This is a genomic window from Chthonobacter albigriseus (assembly GCF_013839445.1).
Classification (GTDB): domain Bacteria; phylum Pseudomonadota; class Alphaproteobacteria; order Rhizobiales; family Pleomorphomonadaceae; genus Chthonobacter; species Chthonobacter albigriseus.
Genome location: NZ_JACDIT010000002.1, coordinates 203,441 through 225,941, shown reverse-complemented (window position 1 = coordinate 225,941; position 22,501 = coordinate 203,441). Strand labels below are relative to the sequence as shown.

The window sequence follows — 22,501 nt, the reverse complement described above, 5'->3', positions numbered from 1 at the left end:
CGACCTCAGCGGTGCCGCTGTTCAGGCATGGCGAAAGCTCGGAATGAGCAAGCGACCACGCTCTGTCTCTGGAACAGATGGAACAAACAGAATTCAAATAAAAGTAGCGGCAATATGTTATAAACAACTATCGCGGGTTCACTCGGCGATCGCATTACGCGCCGCATTCGGGAGGCGAAGAACCACGCGCCGACGCGCTGGCACGCAGCCATCGCTAGTCCGCCGAAAGCGTTGTTCTCGTCGACCGTGAACTCCCTTTGCTGAACGTGCGACGCCCGATGTGTTGTCGATACCGTTCCCGGGCTTTGATGCTTCAAGAAAGTCAGCCAAGGTCACCAAAAGATTCCAACAGCTCACGTCTTCGTGGAGTGCTGTTGGTGGCTTCTCCGTCATACAGAGAAAATATCCCAACGGGATCCCGGGAATTACTTCCCGATGCGACGTCGTGACCGCGATCTAGCCTGCAGATGGACGGAATTTAACGTGCACGGGCAGGCGACAGGGCCGATGACGAGACCGTCACTTCATCGGGGAGGGCGGAGTGTCGCTACGGGGACGGCTGGTCGGCGCCATCACGCTTGTGCTCGTCGGGGCGCTTCTCGCCGGGAGCGTGCTGACCTACCTGCACGCCCAGCGCAAGGTGGAGATCGAGATGGCGGCCGCCATGGAGGTGGCGCGCAACACCGTCCAGCGCCGGATGGAGGAACTCACCCGGTCGTTCCGCCCGCAGATCCACCTGGAGGAGACGGTGACAATCTTCGACGGCGACCGCCACGTGCAGGCGACGCTGGTCGACCGCGACGGCGGCGTGGTGGCGCAATCGCGCGTGCCGCCGCCGGAGAACCGCGTGCCCGACTGGTTCCTGGCCGCCGTCGCGCCGAGCTTCGAGACGGAGCGGATCGACGTGCCGTCCATCCCCATGCCGGTGGGAGCGATCCTCCTGGTGCCGGACCCGCGCAGCGAGGTCGACGAGGTCTGGGCGGACGTGCAGATCACGCTGACCGTGCTCGCCAGCTTCTTCATCGCGTCCTTCGGCTTCGTCTCGGTGATCATCAGCCGCTCGCTGAAGCCGATCGGCGCCCTCGCAGAGGCCTACCGCCGCATTGGCGCCGGCGACTACTCCACCCGCCTGCCGCAGACCGGCTCGCCCGAACTCGCCGGGCTATGCCAGGGCTACAACGAGATGGCCGAGCGGCTGGGCGACATGGCGGGAAAGAACCGCCAGCTCGCCGAGCAACTCGTCCGGCTGCAGGACGAGGAGCGCGCCGAACTCGCCCGCGACCTGCACGACGAGGTGGGCCCGTTCCTGTTCGCGGTGGACGTCGATTCGGCGGCCATCGCCGTCATCGTCAAGGAGACCGGCGGCGGACCGCGCGGCGGCGACATCGCCGCCAAGGCCGCATCGATCAAGGCCGCGGCGTCCCACGCGCGCCTGCACGTCCGCGGCATCCTCGGCCAGCTGCGGCCCGGCGTGCTCGGCTCGCTGGGGCTCGCCGCCGCCGTCCGCGAGATCGTCGACTTCCATCGCAGCCGCCGTCCGGACGTCGCTTTCGCGCTCGACGTCCCGGAGGCGAGCTACGGGGAGGTCCTGGACGGGGTCATTCTGGCGGTGATCCGGGAAGCCCTCAGCAACGCCATCAAGCACGCCGAGCCACGCAAGATCGAGGTCTCGATCGTGCCGATGGGGCAGGAGGCGGCCGTAGTGGTGGTCGACGACGGCCGCGGCTTCGACCCGAAGGACAGGCCGACCGGCTACGGCCTTATCGGCATGCGCGAGCGGGTCGCCGCGCTCGGCGGCATGCTCGCGATCGAACGCAATCCGGCCGGACGCGGCACGGCGGTCAACGCCATTGTCCCGCTGTCCGGCAACAATAGAAGCGCGCTCGCAGAAGCGCCCGTTGGAGGGAAGGAAACATGAAGGTCTTGATCGTGGACGACCATGTGATCGTCCGGGAGGGCGTCGGTCGGCTTCTCGCCGAACTCGACGGGATCGAGTACATCGAGGCGGAGGGACTTCAGGAGGGGCTTGCGCTGTTCCGCAAGAGCAAGCCGGATGTCGTCGTCCTCGACATCAACCTGCGCGAGGGCAGCGGCCTGGAACTGCTTCGCCGCTTCATGATCGAGGACCCTGCGGCCAAGGTCGTGGTCTTCAGCATGTACTCCGACGTGGTCTACGCCACCTCCGCCCGGCGCGCCGGCGCGCTCGGCTACGTCTCCAAGAGCGCCACCTCCGACCAGCTGGTCACGGCGATCCGCCGCGCCGCCCGCGGCGAGCCCTACGTCGATTCCGCCATCGCCGGCGAGATCGCCGTCGCCGCCTTCTCCACCGCCGAACTGATCGCCGACTCGCAGCTCACCAACCGCGAGCTGGAGATCCTGCGCATGCTGGCCGACGGCCGCAGCATGCTGGACATCGGCAACGCCCTCGGCATCGCCTACAAGACGGTCGCCAACACCTGCACGCGCATCAAGGCGAAGGTGGGCGTGGACCGGACCGCGGACCTCATCCGCTTCGCGCTGGAGAATCGCCGGAACCACATCGTCGGCTAGGCCGGGCGGCTGCCGGGGGGGCATCGGGTCCGGCGCCGTCCGATCGGAAACGGTCCCGCCAAGTCATTGCTGCGTTGCGGTAAGATTAAACTTTCTCCATCTCCGGTGATCGGGAAAGCAAGAGGGAAAAATCGGGAAGATCCTCCATTCGTTTCTTCCTCCCGATCAGTATTCTCCGACCCCGTACCCATCGTTGCATCGGCCGAACTCCCTAGGCTCGGCTGCCGCACCGGACCGGTACACAAGAAAACCGGGCCTTCATCGTGGTCCAATTCCCGACCGTCCCTCCGGTCGGACGGACGACGAGCCATGGGTACCGGCGGCATGTCCCCCACGGGAATGCCCGGCGGTTCGGATCGGGGAACCGGTCGCCGGGCGTATGCAACATCCACACGGGAGTGAAACCCAATGAAGCGTCGAGCGAAGTGGCTCGCCGGAACCCTCTGCCTTGCCCTCGGCACGGCGGCGCTGGTTGGAACGGCAGCTGCGAATGAAGAAATCATCGAGCGTTCGAAGAACCCCAACCTGTGGGCGGCGCCCGGCAAGGACATGGCGCTGACGCGCTACTCCGAGCTCGGCGACATCAACAAGGACAATGTCGGCAAGCTGCAGATGGCCTGGTCCCAGTCGACCGGCGCGCTGCGCGGCCACGAGGGACAGCCGGTCGTCGTCGAGATCGACGGCAAGCCGATGATGTTCTTCGCGTCGGCCTGGCCGAACATCGTCCAGGCCCTGGACCTCTCCGATCCCGACAACCCCAAGCAGATCTGGAACTACGTCAAGAAGACGGACCGCGATGAATCGGCCGTGCCGCGCGCCTGCTGCGACGTCGTCCACCGCGGCCTGAATTACGCCTCCGGCAAGATCGTCGTCCATACCCTCGACGGCTTCATCATCGCGCTGGACGCCCGGACCGGCAAGGAAGTCTGGGTCGTCAAGCACGCCTATCCCGAACATGGCGAGACCCACACCGGCCCCGCGCTGATCGCCGACAAGTACGTGATCGCCGGCTTCGGCGGCGACGAGTTCGCCGCCCGCGGCCGCACGGTCGCCTACGACCTGGAGACCGGCAAGGAAGTCTGGAAGTGCCACTCCACCGGCTCCGACGCGGACGTCTGCCTGACGCCGGAGACCAACAAGGCGAACCCGCACTACGGCATCTCCGGCAAGGACATCGGCCTCACCTCCTATCCCGAGGGCGAGCACCTGATCGGCGGCGGCGCGCCCTGGGCGTGGTTCTCCTACGACCCTGAACTGAAGATCGTCTACGCCGGCACCGGCAACCCGGGCCACTGGTCGCCGTCCTACCGCTGCGGCGCCGACACGCACGAGGAGTGCAACACCGGCGAGTGGGACAACAAGTGGTCGATGACCATCTTCGCCCGCAAGGTGGACACCGGCGAAGTGGTCTGGGCCTACCAGAAGACTCCATTCGACCAGTGGGACTATGACGGCGTCAACGAGAACATCCTGGTCGACATGGAAGTCGACGGGGTGATGCGAAAGACGCTGGTCAACTTCGACCGCAACGGTTTCGCCTACGTGCTCGACCGCGTCGACGGCACGCTGCTGCGCGCCAACAAGTTCGTCACCGTGAACTGGGCCGAGAGCGTCGACCTGAAGACCGGCCGCCCGGTCAAGGTGAAGGAGCACTCGCCCTTCGAAGTCGGCAAGAACGTCCAGGCCTGCCCCTCCGCAATGGGCGGCAAGGACCAGCAGCCGGCATCCGTCGACCCGAAGGAGCCCTGGCTGTTCTACGTGCCCACCAACAACTGGTGCATGGAGGACGAGCCCCAACAGCGCACCCACACGCAGCAGGGCACGGTCTACGTCTTCGCCAACGTCTACATGTACCCGGAAGTCCCGGGCGTGACCGGCAAGCTGAAGAAGTTCAACGTGCTGACCGGCGAGACGGTGTGGGAGATCCCCGATCCGTATCCGAACTGGTCGGGCACGCTGACGACGGCCGGCGGCCTCGTCTTCTACGGCTCGCTGGGCGGTGACTTCCGCGCGGTGGACCGCGAGACCGGCAAGGTCGTGTGGTCCAGGAAGCTGGGCTCCGGGATCATCGGCAACCCGATCACCTACAAGATCGACGGCAAGCAGTACGTCTCGGTCTTCGCCGGCATCGGCGGCTGGATCGGCCTGCCGATCACTGCGGGTCTCGATCTGGAAGACAAGTTCGGTGCGATCGGCGCCTCGGCCATGGCCAAGGCGGCGGGCCTCGACAAGATCCCGCAAGGTGGTTCGCTCTACACATTCCGCGTCTTCGAATAAGTAGATCGAACAATAAATCCTGGTGCTCGGGTGGCTATGCTGCCCGAGCGCTTTCCGTTGTCTAAGTATTAGTTTGATCATTACACGAGTTTAATTTGTTTCGCGGTTGAGTAGTGCGTAGACATACGCAGCAATACTATTGAGTGGCTACGGCTGGACAGGCCGGCGCCGGGGAGGAAGTCGATGCCAGGAGATCGAGCAGGGCGGAGCATCCTGTGGATGTCGACCGTCGGAATGGCTGCCGCCGTTCTTCTCGGCGTCCTCGCGCGGCCGGCCGGCGCGGCGGAGCAGAAGCCCGTTTTCAACAAGCAGATCATCTACGAGCAGATGACGGCGGCCGAGAAGACGACCGCGCGCAAGGCGGCGAAGACCAGACGCTACGAGACTCTCCATTTCTGCGCCGATCCCGGAAACATGCCGCTCTCCAACATGGCGGGGGAGGGCATCCAGAACCGCATCGCCAAGGCCGTCGCCGACCGGATGGGCGCCAAGGTCTCCACCTTCTGGCGGCCCTACATCGAACGTGGCCTGACGCGCGAGACCTTCGAGAACAACGAGTGCGACATCCTCATCGAGGTGCCCTTCGGCTACCAGAGGATCCTGACCACGGTGCCGATCTACCGGTCTACCTACGTGCTGGCGACGCGCACCGACCGGGCCATCGCGATCTCCGGCTTCGACGACCCGCAGCTGAAGAGCCTGCGCATCGGCGTGTTCCAGCACTCCGCCTTTCGCGAGGCCCTGGCCCGCCACGGCAAGAAGGAAGGGCTCGACATCCACGTCATCAGCCAGAACGCCGACCTGGAGCCCTGGCGCCAGCCCTGGCGGCAGGTGCAGAAAGTGGTCGACGGGGAGTTGGATGCGGCAGGCGTCTGGGGGCCGTTTGCCGGCTGGGTGAAGAAGAACGGCGCGCCGCTGACGCTGCAGCCGGTCAACCTGATGGAAGACCAGGTCGTCCTGGAGTTCGATCTTGCCTTCGGCGTGCGCACCAACGACCCGGTGCTGAAGTTCGCCCTCGACTTCGCCCTGGAGGCAAGCCGCGACGAGATCCGGGCCATTCTCGTCGACTTCGGGGTTCCGCTTGTCCGCTGCTCCACCTGCGTGGTGGACGGCGATCTGCCTTCGCACGGCACCTACTTCGACCGAATCGTGGAGGAGGGCGACAAGCGCTTCACGGCCGTCGCGCCGGAAGCGGGCCGCCGGATCGACGCGGCGCTCGCCGACCCCGGCCAGATCGTCGACATCGCCGAGGTCGAGGCGGACCTGGCGGCGGGCGCCGACGTGAACGAGCTGTTCCAGCGCGCTGTCGTGGCCTCGGACGAAGCCCGGATCGACGCGCTGCTGGCCAAGGGTGCGGACATCAACCGCCGCTCCAAGCAGGGCACGCCGGCGGTGATCGCCGCCGCCCAGAGCCGCGACACCGACCTGGTCGCCTTCCTGCTCGACCGCGGCGCGGACATCGCGGCGACGGACCTCTCGGGTTGGAGCCTGCTCCACCACGCTATCCTCAGGAACCACCAGCCGACGGTCCGGCTGCTCGCCGAGCGGGGCGCCGATCTCTCTGGCCGTGCCCCTGGCGACGTGACCCCGCTGGCGCTCGCCATCAGCGAGGGGAAGTACTGGGCGGCCGAAACGCTGATCGCCGTCGGCGCCCCGGTCGACGAGACCTTCGGGACGGAGAAGCTGACGGCCATGATGATCGCCGCGACCCAGTACGAGGCGAACAACCGCGACATCCAGATCGCCCAGGGCCCGTCCATCATCGAGCTCGCCGAGGCCCTTCGGGCCAAGGGCGCCGATCTCGACGCCCGGTCCGTGCACGGAGTCACGGCCGCGATGATCGCGGCCGGCCACAACAACGCGGCCATGGTCGGCTTCCTCGCCGAAGCCGGCGCCGACCTCACCGCCAGGTCGAACGACGGCCGCACCGCGCTCGACATCGCGACGACCATCCGCGCCGACGGGGCCGCCAAGGCCCTGCGGCTCTACCAGAAGAAAACATGAGGCGTGGCGACCAACCACGCCCGAGGGAAGCCCCCGGGAGATCCAGAACCGTGACGATGATCGTGAAGCGTATCCTGCTCGCCGCCTGCTGCGGCATCGTTCTGACCGGTAGCGCACTGGCGTTCGGTCCCATCCCCCTCGACAAGTCCGGTCTCGTGGAGCGCGTCGCGATCCAGGGGCCGGTGGACGAGAAGTACCGGATCCCAGTTCCGACCCAGCAGGGAAAGATCGAGGCCGGCGCCGAGAAGGCCTTCGCCGACGGCAAGGTCACCGTCAAGGTCACCGCGATCGAGCAGGGGACCATCGAGGTGGTCGTCAACGGCGGCGATCCGACGCCTGTGAAGGCCAGCGAACTGACGCTGTTTGAGATCTCCGACGCGGAGATCTGCACGGTCGTCTTCTTGGGTAAGTCGGGCAAGAAGGCGATCGTCGCGGCCCGCTGCGACCCGGCGACGGACGAGCTGAAGGCCGCCGCCGCCGAGCAGGCCGCCCACCGCGGCGATGTCGTGAAGAGCCCGCGCGAGATCATCGAAGCGGCCGCGAAGGGCACGCTGGTGAACCCCTTCGAGGGCGACGCCAACGCGATCACGGAAGGCCACCAGCTCTTCCTCAACAACTCCTGCAACGGCTGCCACGGCGGCAACGGCGGCGGCGGCATGTGCCCCCCGCTAACCAACGAGGTGTGGGTCTACGGCAGTGACCCGGATACCCTGTTCCGGTTGATCGCGAAGGGGACCGACGATCTCCAGGCCGACGGCTACGCCCGCAAGGGCCGGGAGAACGTGGTCGGGCCGATGCCGCCTTACGTCGACATCATCGAGAACGGCGACGACCTCTGGAAGATCGTGGCCTTCATCCAGTCGCTTCACAAGAAGTGACCCGGCGATGACCGCCGTTTCCCCGCCGATCCGCCGGCCGCTGCTGCGATGGGCATCCGCCGCCCTCGCCGCAGTGTTCGTCGCGGCCGCCTGCGGGCCCGCCGCGGCGCAGACCAAGAAGCCTGCCAAGGAGCCGCTGCTCACCGCCCGCTTCGCCTACCTGGGCAAGGCCTACGAAGACCCGCCGCCGCTGTCGCTGCTCGATCCCATCGTCGACGACGAGGGCCTCAGCGGCGCACAGCTCGGCCTGAAGGAGAACCAGGCGACCGGCATGCTGCTCCGGCACGCCTACGAGATGGAGGAGGTCGTCGTACCGGCCGACGCCGACGTGCTGCCGGAGGCGCGGCGGCTGCTGGCATCCGGCCAGCGCTTCATCATCGCCGACCTCGACGCGGCCGACCTTTTGGCTGTGGCGGATCTTGCCGAAGCGCGAGACGCCATGATCCTCAACATCCGCGATAGCGACGACCGGCTGCGGCAGGCGGACTGCCGCGCCAACGTCTTTCACGTGGTGCCGAGCTTCGCCCAGCGGGCGGACGCCCTCGGCCAGTATCTCGCATGGAAACGCTGGTACCGCTGGTTCGTCATCGCGGGTGAGACGCCGGCGGACAGGGCCTACGTCGCGGCGATCGAGCGAGCGGCGACGCGCTTCGGCGCGGAGATCGTCGAGATCCGGGCCTACACCTTCGAGGCCGGCTCCCGGCGCATCGAATCCGGCCACCAGCAGATCCAGACCCAGATGCCCCAGGTGACGCAGGGCGCCCCGGAGCACGACGTCGTCTTCGTCGCCGACGCGGCGGAGGCCTTCGGCGAATACCTGCTCTACCGCACGGAGCGACCGCGGCCGGTGGTCGGCACGCACGGCCTCGTCGGGGTGGCCTGGCATCGCGCCTTCGAGCAATTCGGCGGCCTGTCGCTGCAGTCCTCCTTCGAACGGCACTTCAAGCGCTGGATGCGCGAGCGCGACTACAACGCCTGGCTGGCGGCGAAGATGTTCGGCGATGCGGTCACGCGGGGCAATTCGGCCGATCCGCAGCAGGCCATCGCCTACATCCGCGCGCCGGCGTTCAAGGCGCCCGGCCACAAGGGCATCGGTATGAGCTTCCGGACCTGGGACCACCAGCTCCGCCAGCCGATCCTCGTCGCCGGCCCGCGCGCGCTCGTTTCCATGTCGCCGCAGGAGGGCTTCCTGCACGAATCCTCCGAACTCGACACGCTGGGCGTCGATGCACCGGAGACACTCTGCAAGTTCAAGAACTGAGAACGAGATCAGGAGGGAGGATCCCATGACCATCGGTGCCATGCGCGCGTCGCTCGTCGCCGCCACCATGCTGACCGCCGGCGGCGTCGGGACGGCAGAGGCCGGCTCGATCTTCGTCACCAACGAAAAGGACAACACGGTCACCGTCCTCGATTCGCAGACCCTGGAAATCGTCAAGACGATCAAGACCAGCCGGCGCCCGCGTGGCATCATCATCAGCCACGATTTCAAGGAGGTCTATGTCTGCGCCGGCGACGACGACCGCCTCGACGTGATCGACACGGAGACGCTGGAGATTACCCGGCAGCTGGACTCCGGCCCGGACCCGGAACTGCTCGACGTCGATCCCAAGGGCGAGCGCATCTACATCGCCAACGAGGACGACGCCATGGTGACCGTCATGGCCCGCGACACCGGCGAGGTGATCACCGAGGTGATGGTAGGCGTGGAGCCGGAGGGAATGGCGGTCTCGGCCGATTCCAAGATCACCGTCGCCACGTCGGAGAGCACGTCGATGGCCCACTTCATCGACAACGAGACCCTGGAGGTGCTCGCCCACGTGCTCGTCGACACACGGCCGCGCCACGCCGAATTCCATCCCGACCAAAAGTCCGTCTGGGTGACGTCCGAGATCGGCGGCACCGTGTCGGTGATCGACGTTGCGTCCCACGCGGTGGTGCAGAAGATCGGCTTCGAGGTGCAAGGCCTTCGCCAGGAGCTGATCCAGCCGGTCGGCCTGCGCTTCTCCGCCGACGGCAAGTGGGCCTTCGTCGCGCTCGGGCCGGCCAACCGCGTCGCGGTGGTCGACACCGCAACCTACAAGGTCCACGACTACATCCTGGTCGGCCAGCGGCCCTGGCACGTGGAGATCGCCCCGGACGGCGGCAAGCTCTACGTCGCCAATGGCCTCACCAACGACATGACCGTGATCGACGTCGCCACGCTGACCGCCGAGAAATCCGTCCCCGTCGGCCGTCTGCCCTGGGGTATCGCCATCAAACCGTGAACCGGCGCGAGCGGGGGCGCGAGGACGCCTCCGTCCGACGGTATCCCGCGTAACCGCCCGCCGGGCCGGACACGGTCACACCGGCATCGAGCGGGAACTAGAGGGAGGACTTCCTCAAGCCGGACTGCTATACCGGCCCCATCAGGTCTTGACCCGTCTGTGCGCCCGCATCCGGCCGATTGCCGGAGGTCGGCTGGCCCTTCCGCATTGCCGATCGGGCATCCACGCGGACGGGTGAGAACGCAACGAGGCCGGGACTGCGCCGTCAGCGAGCCGCAGCAGGACCGCCCCCGGAGGGCGGACCGGATCTGCCCTATTTGAGCCACAGGCCCGGGGCAAGCGGAGCGGACGGAGAACGGTTGGGCGCTTGATGGTGGAATTCGACGATTCGGCCCGGACATCCGCGGCAGCGGGGCCGCTCAAGCGCCGGGCGATCGGAGCTGTCGTCTGGTCGGGCGTCAATGTGGCTCTCCCGAGCCTCGTCAGTTTCGCCGTGTTCATGGTGAGTTCCCGTTGGCTTGGTCCCTCGGACTTCGGCGCCGTGGCCTTCTGCTTGAGCCTCTGCACGATCGCCTCGTCCTTGTGTCTGTCGGGCGTCGGCGAGTACATCGTCCAGGCGAAGAAGCTGGACCAGGCGGATCTCTATTCCCAGTTCGCAATCTGTCTGGGGGCGGCGCTGCTGATCTATGCGGGCATGTCCACGATCGCCGTTTTCGGCTGGGTCGACGACTTCACGCTTGGACACAGCGAGATCCTGTTCCTGCTCGGCATCAAGATCCCGCTGGACGCGCTCAACATCGTGCCTGCAGCCCTCGTCGAACGTGGCCTGAGGTTCTCGGTTGTGGCGGCCCGTGCGACGTTCGCGTCGCTGTTCGCCGGCGCGGTGACGCTCGGTCTGCTGTTTGCCGGATACGGGCTATGGGCGCTGGCGACTTCGCCGGTCGCAGCGCAGGCGGCGATTACGCTGGTCAACTTCATGGCGGCCGGCTGGCGTCCGATGAGGCCGCCCGTCTCGGCTGTCCGAGGGGTGCCGCGGTACGCGCTGTTCGCCACCGGGACCCGGATCCTCAACACGGTTTCCACGCAGATCGACCAGACGGTGACCGGACTGGTTCTCGGGCCGGCCGCGCTCGGTGTGCTGAACTTCGCCAAGCGGATCTACGCTCTTTGCGCCGACACGGTCGGCGGCGCGCTCGGCGCCTCGGTGCACCCGATCTTTTCCACCATTCAGGACGACAGGGCGCGGGTCACCCGGGGATACCTGATGGCCTCCTATGCCGCGGCGGCCGTTTCGTTCCCGCTGTTCATGGGGCTAGCGGCGGTTTCCGGGGATCTGGTGCCGTTCCTGTTCGGAGAGCATTGGGCGATCGCCACGCTGCCGGTGCAGATTCTCTGCGTGCAGGGCCTGATCACATCGGTCGGCCTGTTGCAGGCCGGCCTGATCCGCGGGCTCGGAAAGGCCGACTGGTGGTTCTACTACCAGATGTCCGGCACGCTGACCTCGATCCCGCTCGTCCTCATCCTGGCTCCCTACGGGGTCAATGTGCTGCTGACGGGTCTCGTGCTGCGATCCTTCGCATTCTGGTTCATACCGGTCCTCATGTCCGTCCGGTTGCTGCAGATCAGTCCGATGACCTATCTGCAGCAGTTCTGGCGGCCGCTCCTGGCCGCGCTGGTCATGGTCGCAGGCGTCAAGCTTGTCGAGACCCAGGTCGAGGATTGGGCCCGCGTGTACCGCCTCGGCGCGCTGATCGCCAGCGGCGTCCTGGTCTATGCCGCGGCGCTTGCCCTGGTGGAGGCAGCCCGCGTCCGGCCGGCGATGCGCCAGCTCTTAAGCCAGCTCAAGGGGAGTTCATGACGTCTGCGGTCAGCAACCGAGCGCCAGTCACGCTGGTCCTGTGCAGCAAGGACGGGGCCTCGCGGCTACAGCCGACCCTGCGCCACATCGCGGCCCTGTCGGACCGGTCGGACCTGCAGATCATTCTGGTCGACAACGGTTCGACGGATCAGACCCAGGCCATGATGCGGGCTTTCCAGGCCGACGTCGCGCAGACCGTGGTGGTGGAGTGCCGCAGACGCGGAAACTCGGCCGGCCGCAACGACGCGATCGCTGAGGCGACCGGTGAGATCCTCCTGTTCATCGACGACGACTGCTATGTCGACCGGGGTTTCGTCGACGCCTGGCGCCAGGTTTTTCAGGACGAGTCGATCGGCTTCGGAACCGGCATGATCAAGCCGTTCACGCCCGATCAGTCGACCCTGGGAACGCGAACCGACCCCGAACCCGCCACCTTCGATCGGGGCGTGTTTCTGCCGCGGGGCGTTGTCCAGGGCTCCAACATGGCGTTCCGCCGTCAAGCGCTCGAAACCGAGCGCTTCGACGAGACATTCGGCGCGGGGACGCCTTTCGCGGGAGAGGAGTGGGAGCTGGCGCTTCGGCTGCTGCGCCGCGGCTGGCGCGGTGTCTATTCGCCGCTGCCGGTCGTCTGGCATGATCACGGCCGTGACCTCGGCACAGCCTTCCAACAGCTGTTGTACTATGACTACGGCGCAGGGGCAGTCTATCGGAAGTCCGCGGACTACGGGCTCCTCAACTACCGCCGGGTTCTGGCGCACGACCTCTGGACCGCGGCCCGTCGGCCGGCCCGCGCCGTCCAGATCGCCAAAGGCGCTTTGGCCTACATGAAAAGGCGGGGGGCGAACACATAATGCGGCTTTACTACTACCAGGGGTCCAAGCCGAATTTCGGCGACGAGTTGAACCACGTCCTGCTGCCGCGCGTGTTTCCCGGTCTTTTCGACCAACAGGACGACCGGCTGTTCCTGGGCATCGGCTCGATCCTGAACGATCAGCATCCCGCCCGGGATCTCAAGGTCGTGTTCGGTTCCGGCTACGGCGGCTACGCTCCGGCACCGATCATCGACGAAAGCTGGCGGATCTACGGGGTACGCGGCGAGTTCACGGCGGACGCACTGTCCATCTCCCGCCGGCTGGTCGTCGGCGACGCCGCGCTGCTGGTCAATGCCTGGTTCGGCGACCCTGTCCCCAAGCGCCACAAGGTTTCCTTGATCCCGCACTTCGAATCGCTCGATCGCGGCTCCTGGAAGGCCGTGGCAGACGACGCGGGCTTCCACTTCATCGACCCGACCGGCGATACGCTCCACGTGCTCGAGGACATCAAGGCGAGCGAGCTGATCGTGGCGGAGGCCATGCACGGCGCGATCGTGGCCGACGCGTTGAGAGTGCCCTGGATCGCGCTCGAACCGCAGGACGCCCGCCATCACATGAAATGGGCGGACTGGGGAAGCGCGATCGGGATCCGACCGGATTTCCTCCCCATGCGGCCGACGTCGCTCTACGAAGCCATGGGTGTGAACACGGTCAGCCTTCCGAGACGGGCCGTGAGAAAGGGCTACCGCCGCATCCCCGGCCACGGGCGCGTGGACGCCTGGTTCGCGCGCAAGGCGTCGGACTATCTCGCCCGGCGGATCGAACGGGTGGACCCGCAGCTCAGCACCGATGCCGCGCTGGCCGAGGCCGTGGAGAAGCTGCAGCACGCCGCCGAGCGGATCCGGGCCGACTTCCCGGTCTGAACGACCGCACGAAAGTCTTCCCGATCTCCCGCTCTCGCGGTTTGCCGATTCGGCACATGGCCAAGCCGACCTGACGCTTTGGTTCGTTTCGGAGGCGCTGGGAGCAGTCTCCGGTCGACCGGGTCTTTCGTCCCCGTCGCGGATTGCTTCAGATCCTGCTTCGGCCGATCAGGGACTTCAGGGCGGCCTTTCCTCGCCCCAGCAGCGCCGGCCGGCTAAGCCGGTCAAGGAGGAGACCGGCCTTGACCTCGCGGCGCCGCCGCTGCTCGTACTTGGCCCCCCAGAAGTAGGGGTTCCGGCGACCCGCGGTCTCCAGCGGCCGCGAGAAGATCGCAGAGAACGCATCGAGCAGCGCCTCCCGCGTCAGTTCGTGGGGCGCCTCTCCGCCCAGGAAAAACGGCTGGTTGACCATCCGAAGATAGGCGTCATCGTCCGCGTCGAGCCGGATCACCCGTTCGACGGCCTCGTCCATGTTGGCTTCGTCGACATGGATGAACCGGTCCGGGTTGAACACGCGCGCGATCGTCGGATCGCCCCAGTAGATCGGGACCGTATCGGCGGCCAGCGCATGGACGATCTTCTCGGTCGTGTAGCCGGAGCTGGAGCTGTTTTCGAAGGCGATGGAGAACTTGAAGTCTCTTTGTGCCTCGACCTTGGGCGAACTCCAGTCCCCATCGTAGGCGGCTCCGATCGTCCGGGCGCTGTTCTTGCGATGGGCGCCGAAGGACTCCACTGGCTTGTGCCGCGTGAGGAGTTCGAAAAACCTGTCGCGCGCCGGGTGGCCGGCGCCGTTGGAGTAGATGAAATTGCAGAAGGCCGTCTTCGCGGACGCGTGCGGGACCTTCGAGGATCCCCGCCTGACGAGATCGGTCCACTGGTCGTAGAGGATGAAGTTCGGGGCCCGAAAGTGCCGGTCCTCGAACGTGAGCCAATCGTAGGAGAAAGCGTAGTCGCAGAGATTGAAGTCAGGGTGCACGTTCTCGCCGGTGAAGAAGATCCGGATAGCGTTGTCGAACCTCAGGAATTCGTGGCCGAAAACGGAATAGATGACGTAGTCTGGATCCCGATCCGTGACGTGGACGTCGTATCGCTCCGACAGCAGGCGGGTGATGAAGCCGGGGTTGGTCTGTCCCGGAAAGTCGGTGAAAGCGATTCGGATCAGCGGCTTCCTGAATTCTGCCAGTTCCATTGCAGCTCCTTGTCGGCCGACCCCCGGAGGACAGGATAAACGGGAATGCCGCGCGCATCCCGTTCGCATGTGAATCGTCCCCGCCGGAGCCCTTGAAACTCAAGGGCACGCAGCGCTCGCGCCGTATGTCGTCCCCTCGACAGAGACGGTCCTGACCGCCACGCCCAGCCCCGGACGTTCCCAATCCGGCGCATATACCGTAGACGGAGTGTTCGACCGGTTGGGGTGTTCTGTAGATGGGACGCAGATGGCATACAACACGAAGACCTGGGTCATAAGCCTTTCGGACGCTGCAGAGCGCCGGGCGGCCTTCGCAAGGTCCGCCGCCGATGCCGGCATGGAGTGGTCCTTCTTCGACGCGCATCGTCAGCTTCAGCCGCCGCTCGTCTACGACAGTCAAGGCGCTCGCCATCGCGAGGGCCGGAACATGACCGCCGGCGAATTGGGCTGCTACAGCAGCCACGACGCGCTTTGGCGCTGGCTTGTGCAGTCCGACGTCTCGCAGATGGTGGTCCTGGAAGACGATGTTGTCGTCGACTGGCCCTGCCTACGCTCCCTTGTTTCGACCGAATTCGAGGATCTCGGGATCGAGTACCTGCGCTTGTTCGCCAAGGTGCCGCCGCGCATGCGCTATGTGGCCAGCCCGTTTCTCGACCGCTATCACCACCTCGTCCAGATCACCAGCTTCGCTCTGGGCACGCAGGGATATCTGATCACCCGCCGGGGCGCCGAGCGGTTGCTGGCCCGTGGAAACCAGGTTGCCGCGCCCGTGGACGTGTTCATGGATCGCTACTGGGACCACGGCCTTGTCAACCTGGCGGTCTATCCGTTCCCGCTCTTCGAGCGGTTCCAGGCCTCCTCGATCGGCGAAGCGCGCCTCGAGCAGCTCGATCTCACCCCGTCGGAGCGCGCCAGCCACCTCGCCATGAAGGCACGCGACCGGCTGTTTCGGATGTGGGCCGCCCTTTCTCCGCTCGGCGCGCCGCTCACCGACCTGCGTGCCCGCCTCCGTCGGACGCAGACAGACGGTCCCCTCGAAACGCCCGAGCAGCCGCGCATCTCACCGCCCTCGACCTGATCGCACCGGACCGCCGCCTCCAGGTTCGACACCAGCTGTCGACCCGAGGCCGGGCGGCCAGCGCCGCGGACCCGTTTGAACCGGCACACCGCGTCCCGGAGCATAGGTAGTCTCACCATCGACGATGTCTCTTGGTAATTTCCTTTACGTGAGAATAGGCTGTTGGTTCCAGGCGGGTGGGGCGACATTCGGATTCAGATCGCGAGGACGAGAGTTGCGAATTCTACTGGTCGAGGACAGCCAGCGCTTGACGGGCCTCCTCGTGGAAAGAATTCACGACGCGGGCTGGCGCGTGGATGTATTCTCAACGATCGCCGATGCCCGGACCGCACTGCGGGAAGGCAGCCACGATCTGCTGCTGCTCGACTTGGGCTTGCCGGACGGCGACGGAACAGACCTCATCCGTGCCCTGCGAGCGGCGGGCAGCGCTGTACCGATCCTGGTCATCTCGGCGCGGGCAGGCATCGAACAGCGCGTCGCGGTGCTCGATGCCGGAGCCGATGACTTCCTCCTGAAGCCGTTCAACCACGCCGAGTTCCTGGCACGCTGCCGGGCGATGCTGCGGCGGGCGCCGTCGACGGCCCAACCGATCCTTTCTGCAGGTCAGATCCGCTACGATCCCGCCACGACGCTCGTCACGATGGCCGGCCAAAGCGTCGCGATGCCACCGCGCGAGCGCGCCCTGCTGGAACTGCTGCTGAGAGACGCCGGCCGGGTCGTGCTGAAGAGACGGTTGGAGGCGGCGCTTTCCGAATACGACGAGGCCGTTTCGGCAAACGCCTTGGAACTGAGCGTCTCTCGCTTGCGCAAGCGTTTGGAGACCCAGGCGGCGGATATCCGCATCGATACCATACGAGGCGTCGGCTATATGCTGCGGACGATCGGCTCGCCATGACGGGTCAGCCCCGGCTCATCCGGATCGTCGGGGTTCGCGTCCTGGCTTTCGCACTCGTTGCCATGGCGCTGCAGGCAACGCTCGTCTTTCTCGAGTACTGGCGTGACAACGACGGATTGATACGCCGGATCATCGAACTGGAGACGCAACGGATCGCCGCATCCGTTCAGGATGGGACCACATTGACGGTCACCCCCACTATCGCTGAGCGGTACGCCAAGGTTCTGACGACTGGCGACACGGGTTCGATTCCGGACGCCACGCGCAGCGATATGAAGGGCTACTACCTGCGCATCAGAAATCTGACGCGCGGTCTGGTGTACTCGACCTGCGAAGGGGCATGCCTGAACCTGCTGATGCCGGAAGGTTTCACGCCCCCGGCGTTCTGGCAGCGGTCTCTTCGCCCAGGCAAACCGCTGTCGTTCGCGGGCGGTCAGAGCTTCGAAAGCAGCAACGGTGTCTTCCACATCGAACTGATCGTCGTTGATGATCCGGATGGACTGACGAACGTGGTCATCGTCGACGAGCTCCTCGATCACATGCTCCTGCCGATGACTTTGATGTTGACCCTCGTGTTCGGCGCAACCGTTTGGTCCGTGCGACGTGCCCTCAAGCCGGTCAGCGCCGCCGCAAAAACGGTTGGCAATCTCGATCTGGCCTTCCGGCCGGGCCCGATCGCTCTGGATGGCATGCCTTTCGAGATCGCCAGTTTCGGCAGCGCCGTGAACCGAGCCATCCAGCGCATCTCGGATCTGATCCAGGCGCAAAAGGTCTACACGGCCGCGATAGCGCACGAGATACGGACGCCGATCGCGGTGATCCGACTGGAACTTGAAACCTGCGACGACCCCCGTGCGCGGAACGCACTCAATGACCTGGCCAGCCTTACCTACGTACTGGAGCAACTCACATCCCTGGCCCGCCTGGACGGAATGGTCGAGCAGACCTTTGAGACCGTCAGCCTGAGGCACGTCGCCGAGACGGCCGTCGCCGCCATGGCGCCGCTGGTCTACGAGTTCGGCAAGGTCATCTCCCTGGAGGCGATGGGCGATCCGCAGGTGCGCGCGATCCCCAGCCTTCTGGAACTGCTGATCCGGAACCTCGTCGAGAACGCGATCCGCCACACCGAAGAGGGGACCGAGATCACTGTTTCTGTGAGGGCCGTCGGGGTGTTGGAGGTTGCCAACAGTCTGCCCGGCAATCGTCCGCGCCCAGGGGACGGCAAGTCGCCCCCGCCGGATGGTTCCGCAAGCGGAGCCCGGCTCGGCTCGCAGATTGTCGACCGCATAGCCCAACTCCACGGCGCGGTCGTCCTCCGGCACGAGGGACCGGCCGGCTTCCTGGTCCAGGTCTGTTTTCCGTCCTCGCCGCAGGGAACGATCCCGACCCAGTTCGCCGCCACACCGGGCGCCTCAAAATCGATCTCCTGACAGCAAACCGACGGTTTCCACGGTCTAGCTTGATCCAGTGGGATCCAGCCGGCCTTGCCCGGCCTGGCATCCCTCCGCACCCGGATTTTCAAGCACGACTGGTCGGATCGAGAATGAAGAACCTGATTCCAGCAATCAAACACGCGATTGCCATGGAGCTGAACAAGCTCACGAACAAGGTCGTGTACACGCACGAGTCCGCCCGGACTCTAGCCGCTCTTCTGGAAGGGTCGAACTACGCAGCCACCAACATGCAGGGCGCGCGGGCCTACTCGAACAAGCAGGATGTCCTGCTTGAGGGACTGGCGCATGCCGAGGCCGGGGGACTGTTCGCGGAGTTCGGTGTCTACTCCGGCGCCACGATCAACCTTATCGCCGACCGTGCTCCCGCCGGCACCGTCGTCGATGGCTTCGACTCCTTCGAGGGGTTGCCGGAAGACTGGTTCGGCAAATACACCAAGGGCTTCTTCAATACGAAGGGTTCGGTTCCGAAGGTGCGACCCAACGTGCGCCTCCACGTCGGCTGGTTCAACACGACGGTGCCGGCATACGCCAAGAGCGAGCAGGGTCGGAAGTGCTCGTTCCTTCACATCGACTGCGATCTCTACTCGTCGACGAAGGCGGTTTTCGACGCTCTTGACGACCATATCGGGCCGGGAACGGTGATCGTGTTCGACGAGTACTTCAACTACGATGGCTGGAAAGAGCACGAGTTCAAGGCGTTCCACGAGTTCATAGCCCGTCGCGGTCTTCGCTACCGGTATCTGGCCTACAATGTCGCGGATTGGAACGCCGCCGTTCAGATCACGTCCTGAACGGGCTGGCTGGAACGCTAGAAGTTGTGGCGCATCCGGCGCCAGTTCGTCGCCGACTGGGCGGCGATCAGCGCCACGCCAATGGCAAGCGGGCCGATGCCGCCATGGTCGGCCACAGCAAAGCCGGCGACCAGGTAGAGCGCGCTTTCCGCCAGGTAACGCCAGTTCTGCGCGGAGATCGTGCAGCCGAAGCGCGGCGCGGCCAGCACCACGCTCCCCAGGTAGAGCGTGTAGCTGGCCAAGAACGCCATGCCGGCGGCTTCCAACCCGTAAGACGGAAGAAGAAGGGCAACCAGGGCCGGATAGGACGCGGCCCAAAGCAGATCCGTCATGAAGAACGCGGTGCCCGCACGCTGGGCGAGAAGCAGGAAGCCGAGCGGCCAGGCTGCGATCTTGACGATGTCGCCGAGGATCTGCCAGCGCAGGACCTGCGCGGATTCGGCAAAGTCCGCCGTGTAGAGGATCTGGATGGCGATCGGACTGAAGACCATCGCGCAGGTGAGGACGGGACCTGCGAAGAGGAGCGCGATCTCGAACTGCTCGTTGACAAGCCGGGCAGCCCGGGGCCGGTCGTCCGCGACCGCCGAGAGCCGGGGGAAGAAGTCCATGGCGAGCGCCGCGAGGATCACGCCCATGTACTGATAGGAGACGGTCCAGGCAGCCTGAAAATGGCCCACCGCCTCCAGGCCGAGATCCTCGACGATCAGCGCGCGGACCGTCACCTGCGCCAGATGCCCGGCTATCCCGGCCAGGGTCATCGCAAAGCCCAGCCCGGCCATCCTGCGTAGCAAAGGAAGAAGCTCTCGCCACCGCCACGCGGTCTGCGGGACACGCGGCAGACGGGCGCAGAGGATGGTGCCGACCAGGAGAGACGCGACCGGAACAGCCAGCGTGAAGCCGATCGCGCCGTCCGGGCCCCAGGCGACGGCAAACCCGACGCCGGCAACCGCCGCAAGAGCACTGACGACGACGCCGAGAACGGCTAGCGCGCGGATCTGCTGCAATCCGTTGAGGAGCGCGGCTTGCCCGGCCGCGACCACCGCCACCGCGACTCCGCCGGCCAGCCACCTTACCTGCGAGGCGAGCGCGGCATCGCCCATCGCGTAGGCGGCGATGGGTTCTGCGAGTGCGATCATGACCAGGGCGCCCAGGAGCCCCAGGGCGACACTGCCCCAGAAGAGCGCGCGTCGGATCACGGCCACCGACGCCGGATCATCGGCTTTGGCGGCAATCTCGCGAACGGCACCCTGTCCAAGACCGATGCCGGCCGTGCTGGTCCCGACACTCAGGACAGCCGCGAAGAGCCCGGCGAGACCCACTCCGCTCGGGCCGGCCAACAGGGCCAGCGCCTTCACCTTCAGAACACCGATCGCAATCTGGATGACCGCCGAACTGCCGAGAATCCCAAGGATCCGCAGGACGTGCCGGTGGCTGCTGGTGGATTGCGGCATCAAGCTCCGCTGGGCGCGCCCGGCTCTCCCATTTGCGCGACGGTAGACTTGACCCTCTCGATCACGGCCGCGCAGTCGGCCGTCGACAGATGCGGCCCCATGGGCAGGCTGAGGACGGTTTCGGCGAGTTTTTGCGCGATCGGCAGGTCCGATGCCCGGAAGCCCCGATCGGCGAAAGCCTTCTGCTGATGGCACGCGACGGGATAGTGGATGATCGTGCCGACTCCAGCCTCCGCAAGCCGCCGCTGAAGCTCGTCACGCTTCGGGTGCCGGACCACGAAGAGGTGCCAGACGCTGCGTGTGAAGGGAATGGTCGTTGGCAGTTCGATACAGTCGCGCAGGCTGTCGAGGTACATGTCGGCGAGCACCTGCCTTCGGGCGTTCCATGCGTCGAGGTGGCGGAGCTTGACGCCAAGGATCGCTGCCTGGATCGGATCGAGCCGCGAATTATACCCGATCTCGTCGTTGTAGTAGCGCACTTCCGAGCCGTAGTTGCGCAACAGGCGAAGGCGCCGGGCGATTTCCGGATCGTTGGTGGTGACCGCGCCGGCGTCACCGATAGCGCCAAGATTCTTGACGGGATAGAAGCTCCACGAAACGGCGTCGCCATGGCCGCCGATCCGACGCCCCTTGTACGAGGCGCCCTGGGCCTGAGCTGCGTCCTCGACCACCTTGAGCCCGTGCTTGCGGGCGACGGAGAGGATCGGATCGAGATCGGCGGGCTGTCCGTAGAGATGCACCGGGACAATCGCGCGGGTCCGATCGGTCAGCGCCTGCTCGATCCGCTCTGGATCGATGTTGAACGTACGAGAGTCGGGTTCGACCGGCACCGGCTTCGCCCCGCACTGCGCGACGGCGAGCCAGGTGGCGATGAACGTGTGGGACGGAACAATCACTTCGTCGCCAGGGCCCACCCCGACCGCAAGGAGCGCCAGATGCAGCGCGTCGAGACCGTTTCCGACGCCGATGCACGCCTCGGCTTCGCAGTAGGCGGCGAATTGCTCTTCGAAGTCCGCCACTTCCTTGCCGAGGATGTAGCTCCCGGAAGACAGCACGCGGGAGACGGCGTCATCGATTTCGGACTTCAGTTCCCGGTAAGCCGACCCGAGCTCCAGGAACGGAATCATGCCACAGCTCCGACTTCGGCCCTGAACTGGTCATAGTCCCGGATGTAGTCCGAAGGATCGTAGTGGTGCGACGCGAACACCAAAAGGATGGCGTCGGGGCTGTAGTTGAAGTGCGTCCGCCATACGCCTGGAGGAAGCAACAGGCCACGGTCGAAGCTGTCGAGCTGGAAGGACTGACGGTTTCGCCCGTCGTCCGCGACAACCGTGCAGCTGCCGGTCACGCAGATCAGGAATTCCGTGCATTCACGATGCGCATGCTCTCCACGCGTTTCCCTGGACGGTACATCCACGACCATGAAATAGCGCATCGGCCGGAATGGAAGCGTCTTCTCGAACTCGCCAACAGTGAGGTCGCCGCGCAAGTCCTTGACGATGGGGAGGCGATAGAGGACGACGCCGCTCACCTCGGTCGGCGTGGCGCCGAGGGGAATTCCGTTCGGACAGGACTCGACGGCCGACTTCGTCGGTTCCGGCTGGTTCGCATAGCCGACGATGCGCGCCGGATTGCCGACTACGATCGCATTCGGCGGGACGGAGAGCGTGACAACCGCGCCGGCGCCCACCAGAGCGTTGTCGCCGATCGTGACGCCCTTTTGAACAACCGCGCCGCCCCCGATCGACGCGCCGGTACCGATGACGGTGCGGGTCGCCGTGGAAAGGCCGAAGATATGCTCGACCCCATCTGCTGGGAGAGGGTTCGCAAAGGTCACGTTCGGGCCGATGAAGGCGTCATTGCCGATCATGACGCCGGCCGGTATCGCAACTCCGTTCTTGATCGTCACGCGGTCGCCGATGACGACACTATCGGAAATCAAGCAATGGGAGCAAACGTTGCAATCCTCACCAAGGATTGCACCTTCGCGGACAATCGAAAATTGCCACACATAAGTGCCCGCCCCAATATTTGGAGTAAGACACTCAGCTTTTTGGTGGATCATCAAATCAGC

General features: G+C 65.6%; 18 protein-coding genes. 14 read left to right on the top strand and 4 right to left on the bottom strand.

What is annotated here, in order from left to right; translation table 11 throughout:
* Positions 1 to 541 precede the first annotated feature (541 nt).
* From HZ321_RS09240 to HZ321_RS09195, 10 genes are all read left to right on the top strand, one after another.
* Positions 542 to 1,918, top strand: coding sequence for an ATP-binding protein (locus HZ321_RS09240; RefSeq protein ID WP_181701997.1), 1,377 nt, complete (start codon positions 542 to 544; stop codon positions 1,916 to 1,918).
* A complete protein-coding gene (locus HZ321_RS09235) occupies positions 1,915 to 2,550 on the top strand; it encodes a response regulator transcription factor (RefSeq protein WP_181701996.1) in 636 nt (211 codons plus the stop codon). The genes HZ321_RS09240 and HZ321_RS09235 overlap by 4 nt, the downstream gene beginning before the upstream one ends.
* Before the next feature lie 408 nt (positions 2,551 to 2,958).
* Positions 2,959 to 4,827, top strand: coding sequence for a PQQ-dependent dehydrogenase, methanol/ethanol family (locus HZ321_RS09230; RefSeq protein WP_181701995.1), 1,869 nt, complete (start codon positions 2,959 to 2,961; stop codon positions 4,825 to 4,827).
* A gap of 219 nt (positions 4,828 to 5,046) precedes the next feature.
* Entirely contained in the window at positions 5,047 to 6,831 is a 1,785-nt protein-coding gene (locus HZ321_RS09225; RefSeq protein ID WP_181701994.1) for a quinoprotein dehydrogenase-associated putative ABC transporter substrate-binding protein, read from the top strand.
* 56 nt (positions 6,832 to 6,887) lie between these two features.
* Complete coding sequence (locus HZ321_RS09220; protein ID WP_181702193.1) at positions 6,888 to 7,709, top strand: c-type cytochrome; 822 nt, start codon at positions 6,888 to 6,890, stop codon at positions 7,707 to 7,709.
* A 7-nt stretch (positions 7,710 to 7,716) separates the two neighbouring features.
* Positions 7,717 to 8,970, top strand: coding sequence for an ABC transporter substrate-binding protein (locus HZ321_RS09215; RefSeq protein ID WP_181701993.1), 1,254 nt, complete (start codon positions 7,717 to 7,719; stop codon positions 8,968 to 8,970).
* Between the two features lie 25 nt (positions 8,971 to 8,995).
* Positions 8,996 to 9,976: a PQQ-dependent catabolism-associated beta-propeller protein gene (locus HZ321_RS09210; protein WP_244635743.1), complete on the top strand. Its 981-nt coding sequence runs from the start codon at positions 8,996 to 8,998 to the stop codon at positions 9,974 to 9,976.
* A 370-nt stretch (positions 9,977 to 10,346) separates the two neighbouring features.
* Entirely contained in the window at positions 10,347 to 11,834 is a 1,488-nt protein-coding gene (locus tag HZ321_RS09205; RefSeq protein ID WP_181701992.1) for an oligosaccharide flippase family protein, read from the top strand.
* Entirely contained in the window at positions 11,831 to 12,685 is an 855-nt protein-coding gene (locus HZ321_RS09200; protein ID WP_181701991.1) for a glycosyltransferase family 2 protein, read from the top strand. The genes HZ321_RS09205 and HZ321_RS09200 overlap by 4 nt, the downstream gene beginning before the upstream one ends.
* Positions 12,685 to 13,569, top strand: a complete 885-nt coding sequence (locus HZ321_RS09195; protein WP_181701990.1) for a polysaccharide pyruvyl transferase family protein — start codon at positions 12,685 to 12,687, stop codon at positions 13,567 to 13,569. Before HZ321_RS09200 ends, HZ321_RS09195 begins: the two co-directional genes overlap by 1 nt.
* A gap of 148 nt (positions 13,570 to 13,717) precedes the next feature.
* On the opposite strand, the gene HZ321_RS09190 is transcribed toward HZ321_RS09195, so the two are convergent.
* A complete protein-coding gene (locus tag HZ321_RS09190; protein WP_181701989.1) occupies positions 13,718 to 14,758 on the bottom strand; it encodes a glycosyltransferase family 10 domain-containing protein in 1,041 nt (346 codons plus the stop codon).
* A 208-nt stretch (positions 14,759 to 14,966) separates the two neighbouring features.
* Between HZ321_RS09190 and HZ321_RS09185 the strand changes: the two genes are divergently transcribed.
* From HZ321_RS09185 to HZ321_RS09170, 4 genes are all read left to right on the top strand, one after another.
* A complete protein-coding gene (locus HZ321_RS09185) occupies positions 14,967 to 15,836 on the top strand; it encodes a glycosyltransferase family 25 protein (RefSeq protein ID WP_181701988.1) in 870 nt (289 codons plus the stop codon).
* Between the two features lie 214 nt (positions 15,837 to 16,050).
* Entirely contained in the window at positions 16,051 to 16,731 is a 681-nt protein-coding gene (locus tag HZ321_RS09180) for a response regulator transcription factor (RefSeq protein WP_181702191.1), read from the top strand.
* Complete coding sequence (locus HZ321_RS09175) at positions 16,728 to 18,161, top strand: ATP-binding protein (RefSeq protein WP_181701987.1); 1,434 nt, start codon at positions 16,728 to 16,730, stop codon at positions 18,159 to 18,161. Before HZ321_RS09180 ends, HZ321_RS09175 begins: the two co-directional genes overlap by 4 nt.
* A 113-nt stretch (positions 18,162 to 18,274) precedes the next feature.
* Positions 18,275 to 18,976, top strand: coding sequence for a class I SAM-dependent methyltransferase (locus HZ321_RS09170; RefSeq protein WP_181701986.1), 702 nt, complete (start codon positions 18,275 to 18,277; stop codon positions 18,974 to 18,976).
* 17 nt (positions 18,977 to 18,993) lie between these two features.
* On the opposite strand, the gene HZ321_RS09165 is transcribed toward HZ321_RS09170, so the two are convergent.
* From HZ321_RS09165 to HZ321_RS09155, 3 genes are read right to left on the bottom strand one after another with little or no spacing between them, the layout of a single operon-like run.
* Positions 18,994 to 20,427 carry an O-antigen translocase gene (locus tag HZ321_RS09165; protein ID WP_181701985.1) on the bottom strand — a complete coding sequence of 478 codons (1,434 nt, stop codon included), beginning with the start codon at positions 20,425 to 20,427 and terminating at the stop codon, positions 18,994 to 18,996.
* Entirely contained in the window at positions 20,427 to 21,554 is a 1,128-nt protein-coding gene (locus tag HZ321_RS09160; protein WP_181701984.1) for a DegT/DnrJ/EryC1/StrS family aminotransferase, read from the bottom strand. The genes HZ321_RS09165 and HZ321_RS09160 overlap by 1 nt, the downstream gene beginning before the upstream one ends.
* The gene (locus HZ321_RS09155; protein ID WP_181701983.1) at positions 21,551 to 22,492 is read right to left on the bottom strand and encodes a WxcM-like domain-containing protein; all 942 of its coding nucleotides are present in this window, start codon (positions 22,490 to 22,492) and stop codon (positions 21,551 to 21,553) included. Before HZ321_RS09155 ends, HZ321_RS09160 begins: the two co-directional genes overlap by 4 nt.
* Between the last annotated feature and the right edge of the window lie 9 nt (positions 22,493 to 22,501).

Coding starts and splice junctions, on each gene's coding strand:
- HZ321_RS09235 (WP_181701996.1), top strand. CDS start 1,915: ATGAAGGTCTTGATCGTGGACGACCATGTGATCGTCCGGGAGGGCGTC.
- HZ321_RS09230 (WP_181701995.1), top strand. CDS start 2,959: ATGAAGCGTCGAGCGAAGTGGCTCGCCGGAACCCTCTGCCTTGCCCTC.
- HZ321_RS09225 (WP_181701994.1), top strand. CDS start 5,047: ATGTCGACCGTCGGAATGGCTGCCGCCGTTCTTCTCGGCGTCCTCGCG.
- HZ321_RS09220 (WP_181702193.1), top strand. CDS start 6,888: ATGATCGTGAAGCGTATCCTGCTCGCCGCCTGCTGCGGCATCGTTCTG.
- HZ321_RS09215 (WP_181701993.1), top strand. CDS start 7,717: ATGACCGCCGTTTCCCCGCCGATCCGCCGGCCGCTGCTGCGATGGGCA.
- HZ321_RS09210 (WP_244635743.1), top strand. CDS start 8,996: ATGACCATCGGTGCCATGCGCGCGTCGCTCGTCGCCGCCACCATGCTG.
- HZ321_RS09205 (WP_181701992.1), top strand. CDS start 10,347: ATGGTGGAATTCGACGATTCGGCCCGGACATCCGCGGCAGCGGGGCCG.
- HZ321_RS09200 (WP_181701991.1), top strand. CDS start 11,831: ATGACGTCTGCGGTCAGCAACCGAGCGCCAGTCACGCTGGTCCTGTGC.
- HZ321_RS09195 (WP_181701990.1), top strand. CDS start 12,685: ATGCGGCTTTACTACTACCAGGGGTCCAAGCCGAATTTCGGCGACGAG.
- HZ321_RS09190 (WP_181701989.1), bottom strand. CDS start 14,758: ATGGAACTGGCAGAATTCAGGAAGCCGCTGATCCGAATCGCTTTCACC.
- HZ321_RS09175 (WP_181701987.1), top strand. CDS start 16,728: ATGACGGGTCAGCCCCGGCTCATCCGGATCGTCGGGGTTCGCGTCCTG.
- HZ321_RS09170 (WP_181701986.1), top strand. CDS start 18,275: ATGAAGAACCTGATTCCAGCAATCAAACACGCGATTGCCATGGAGCTG.
- HZ321_RS09165 (WP_181701985.1), bottom strand. CDS start 20,427: ATGCCGCAATCCACCAGCAGCCACCGGCACGTCCTGCGGATCCTTGGG.
- HZ321_RS09160 (WP_181701984.1), bottom strand. CDS start 21,554: ATGATTCCGTTCCTGGAGCTCGGGTCGGCTTACCGGGAACTGAAGTCC.
- HZ321_RS09155 (WP_181701983.1), bottom strand. CDS start 22,492: ATGATCCACCAAAAAGCTGAGTGTCTTACTCCAAATATTGGGGCGGGC.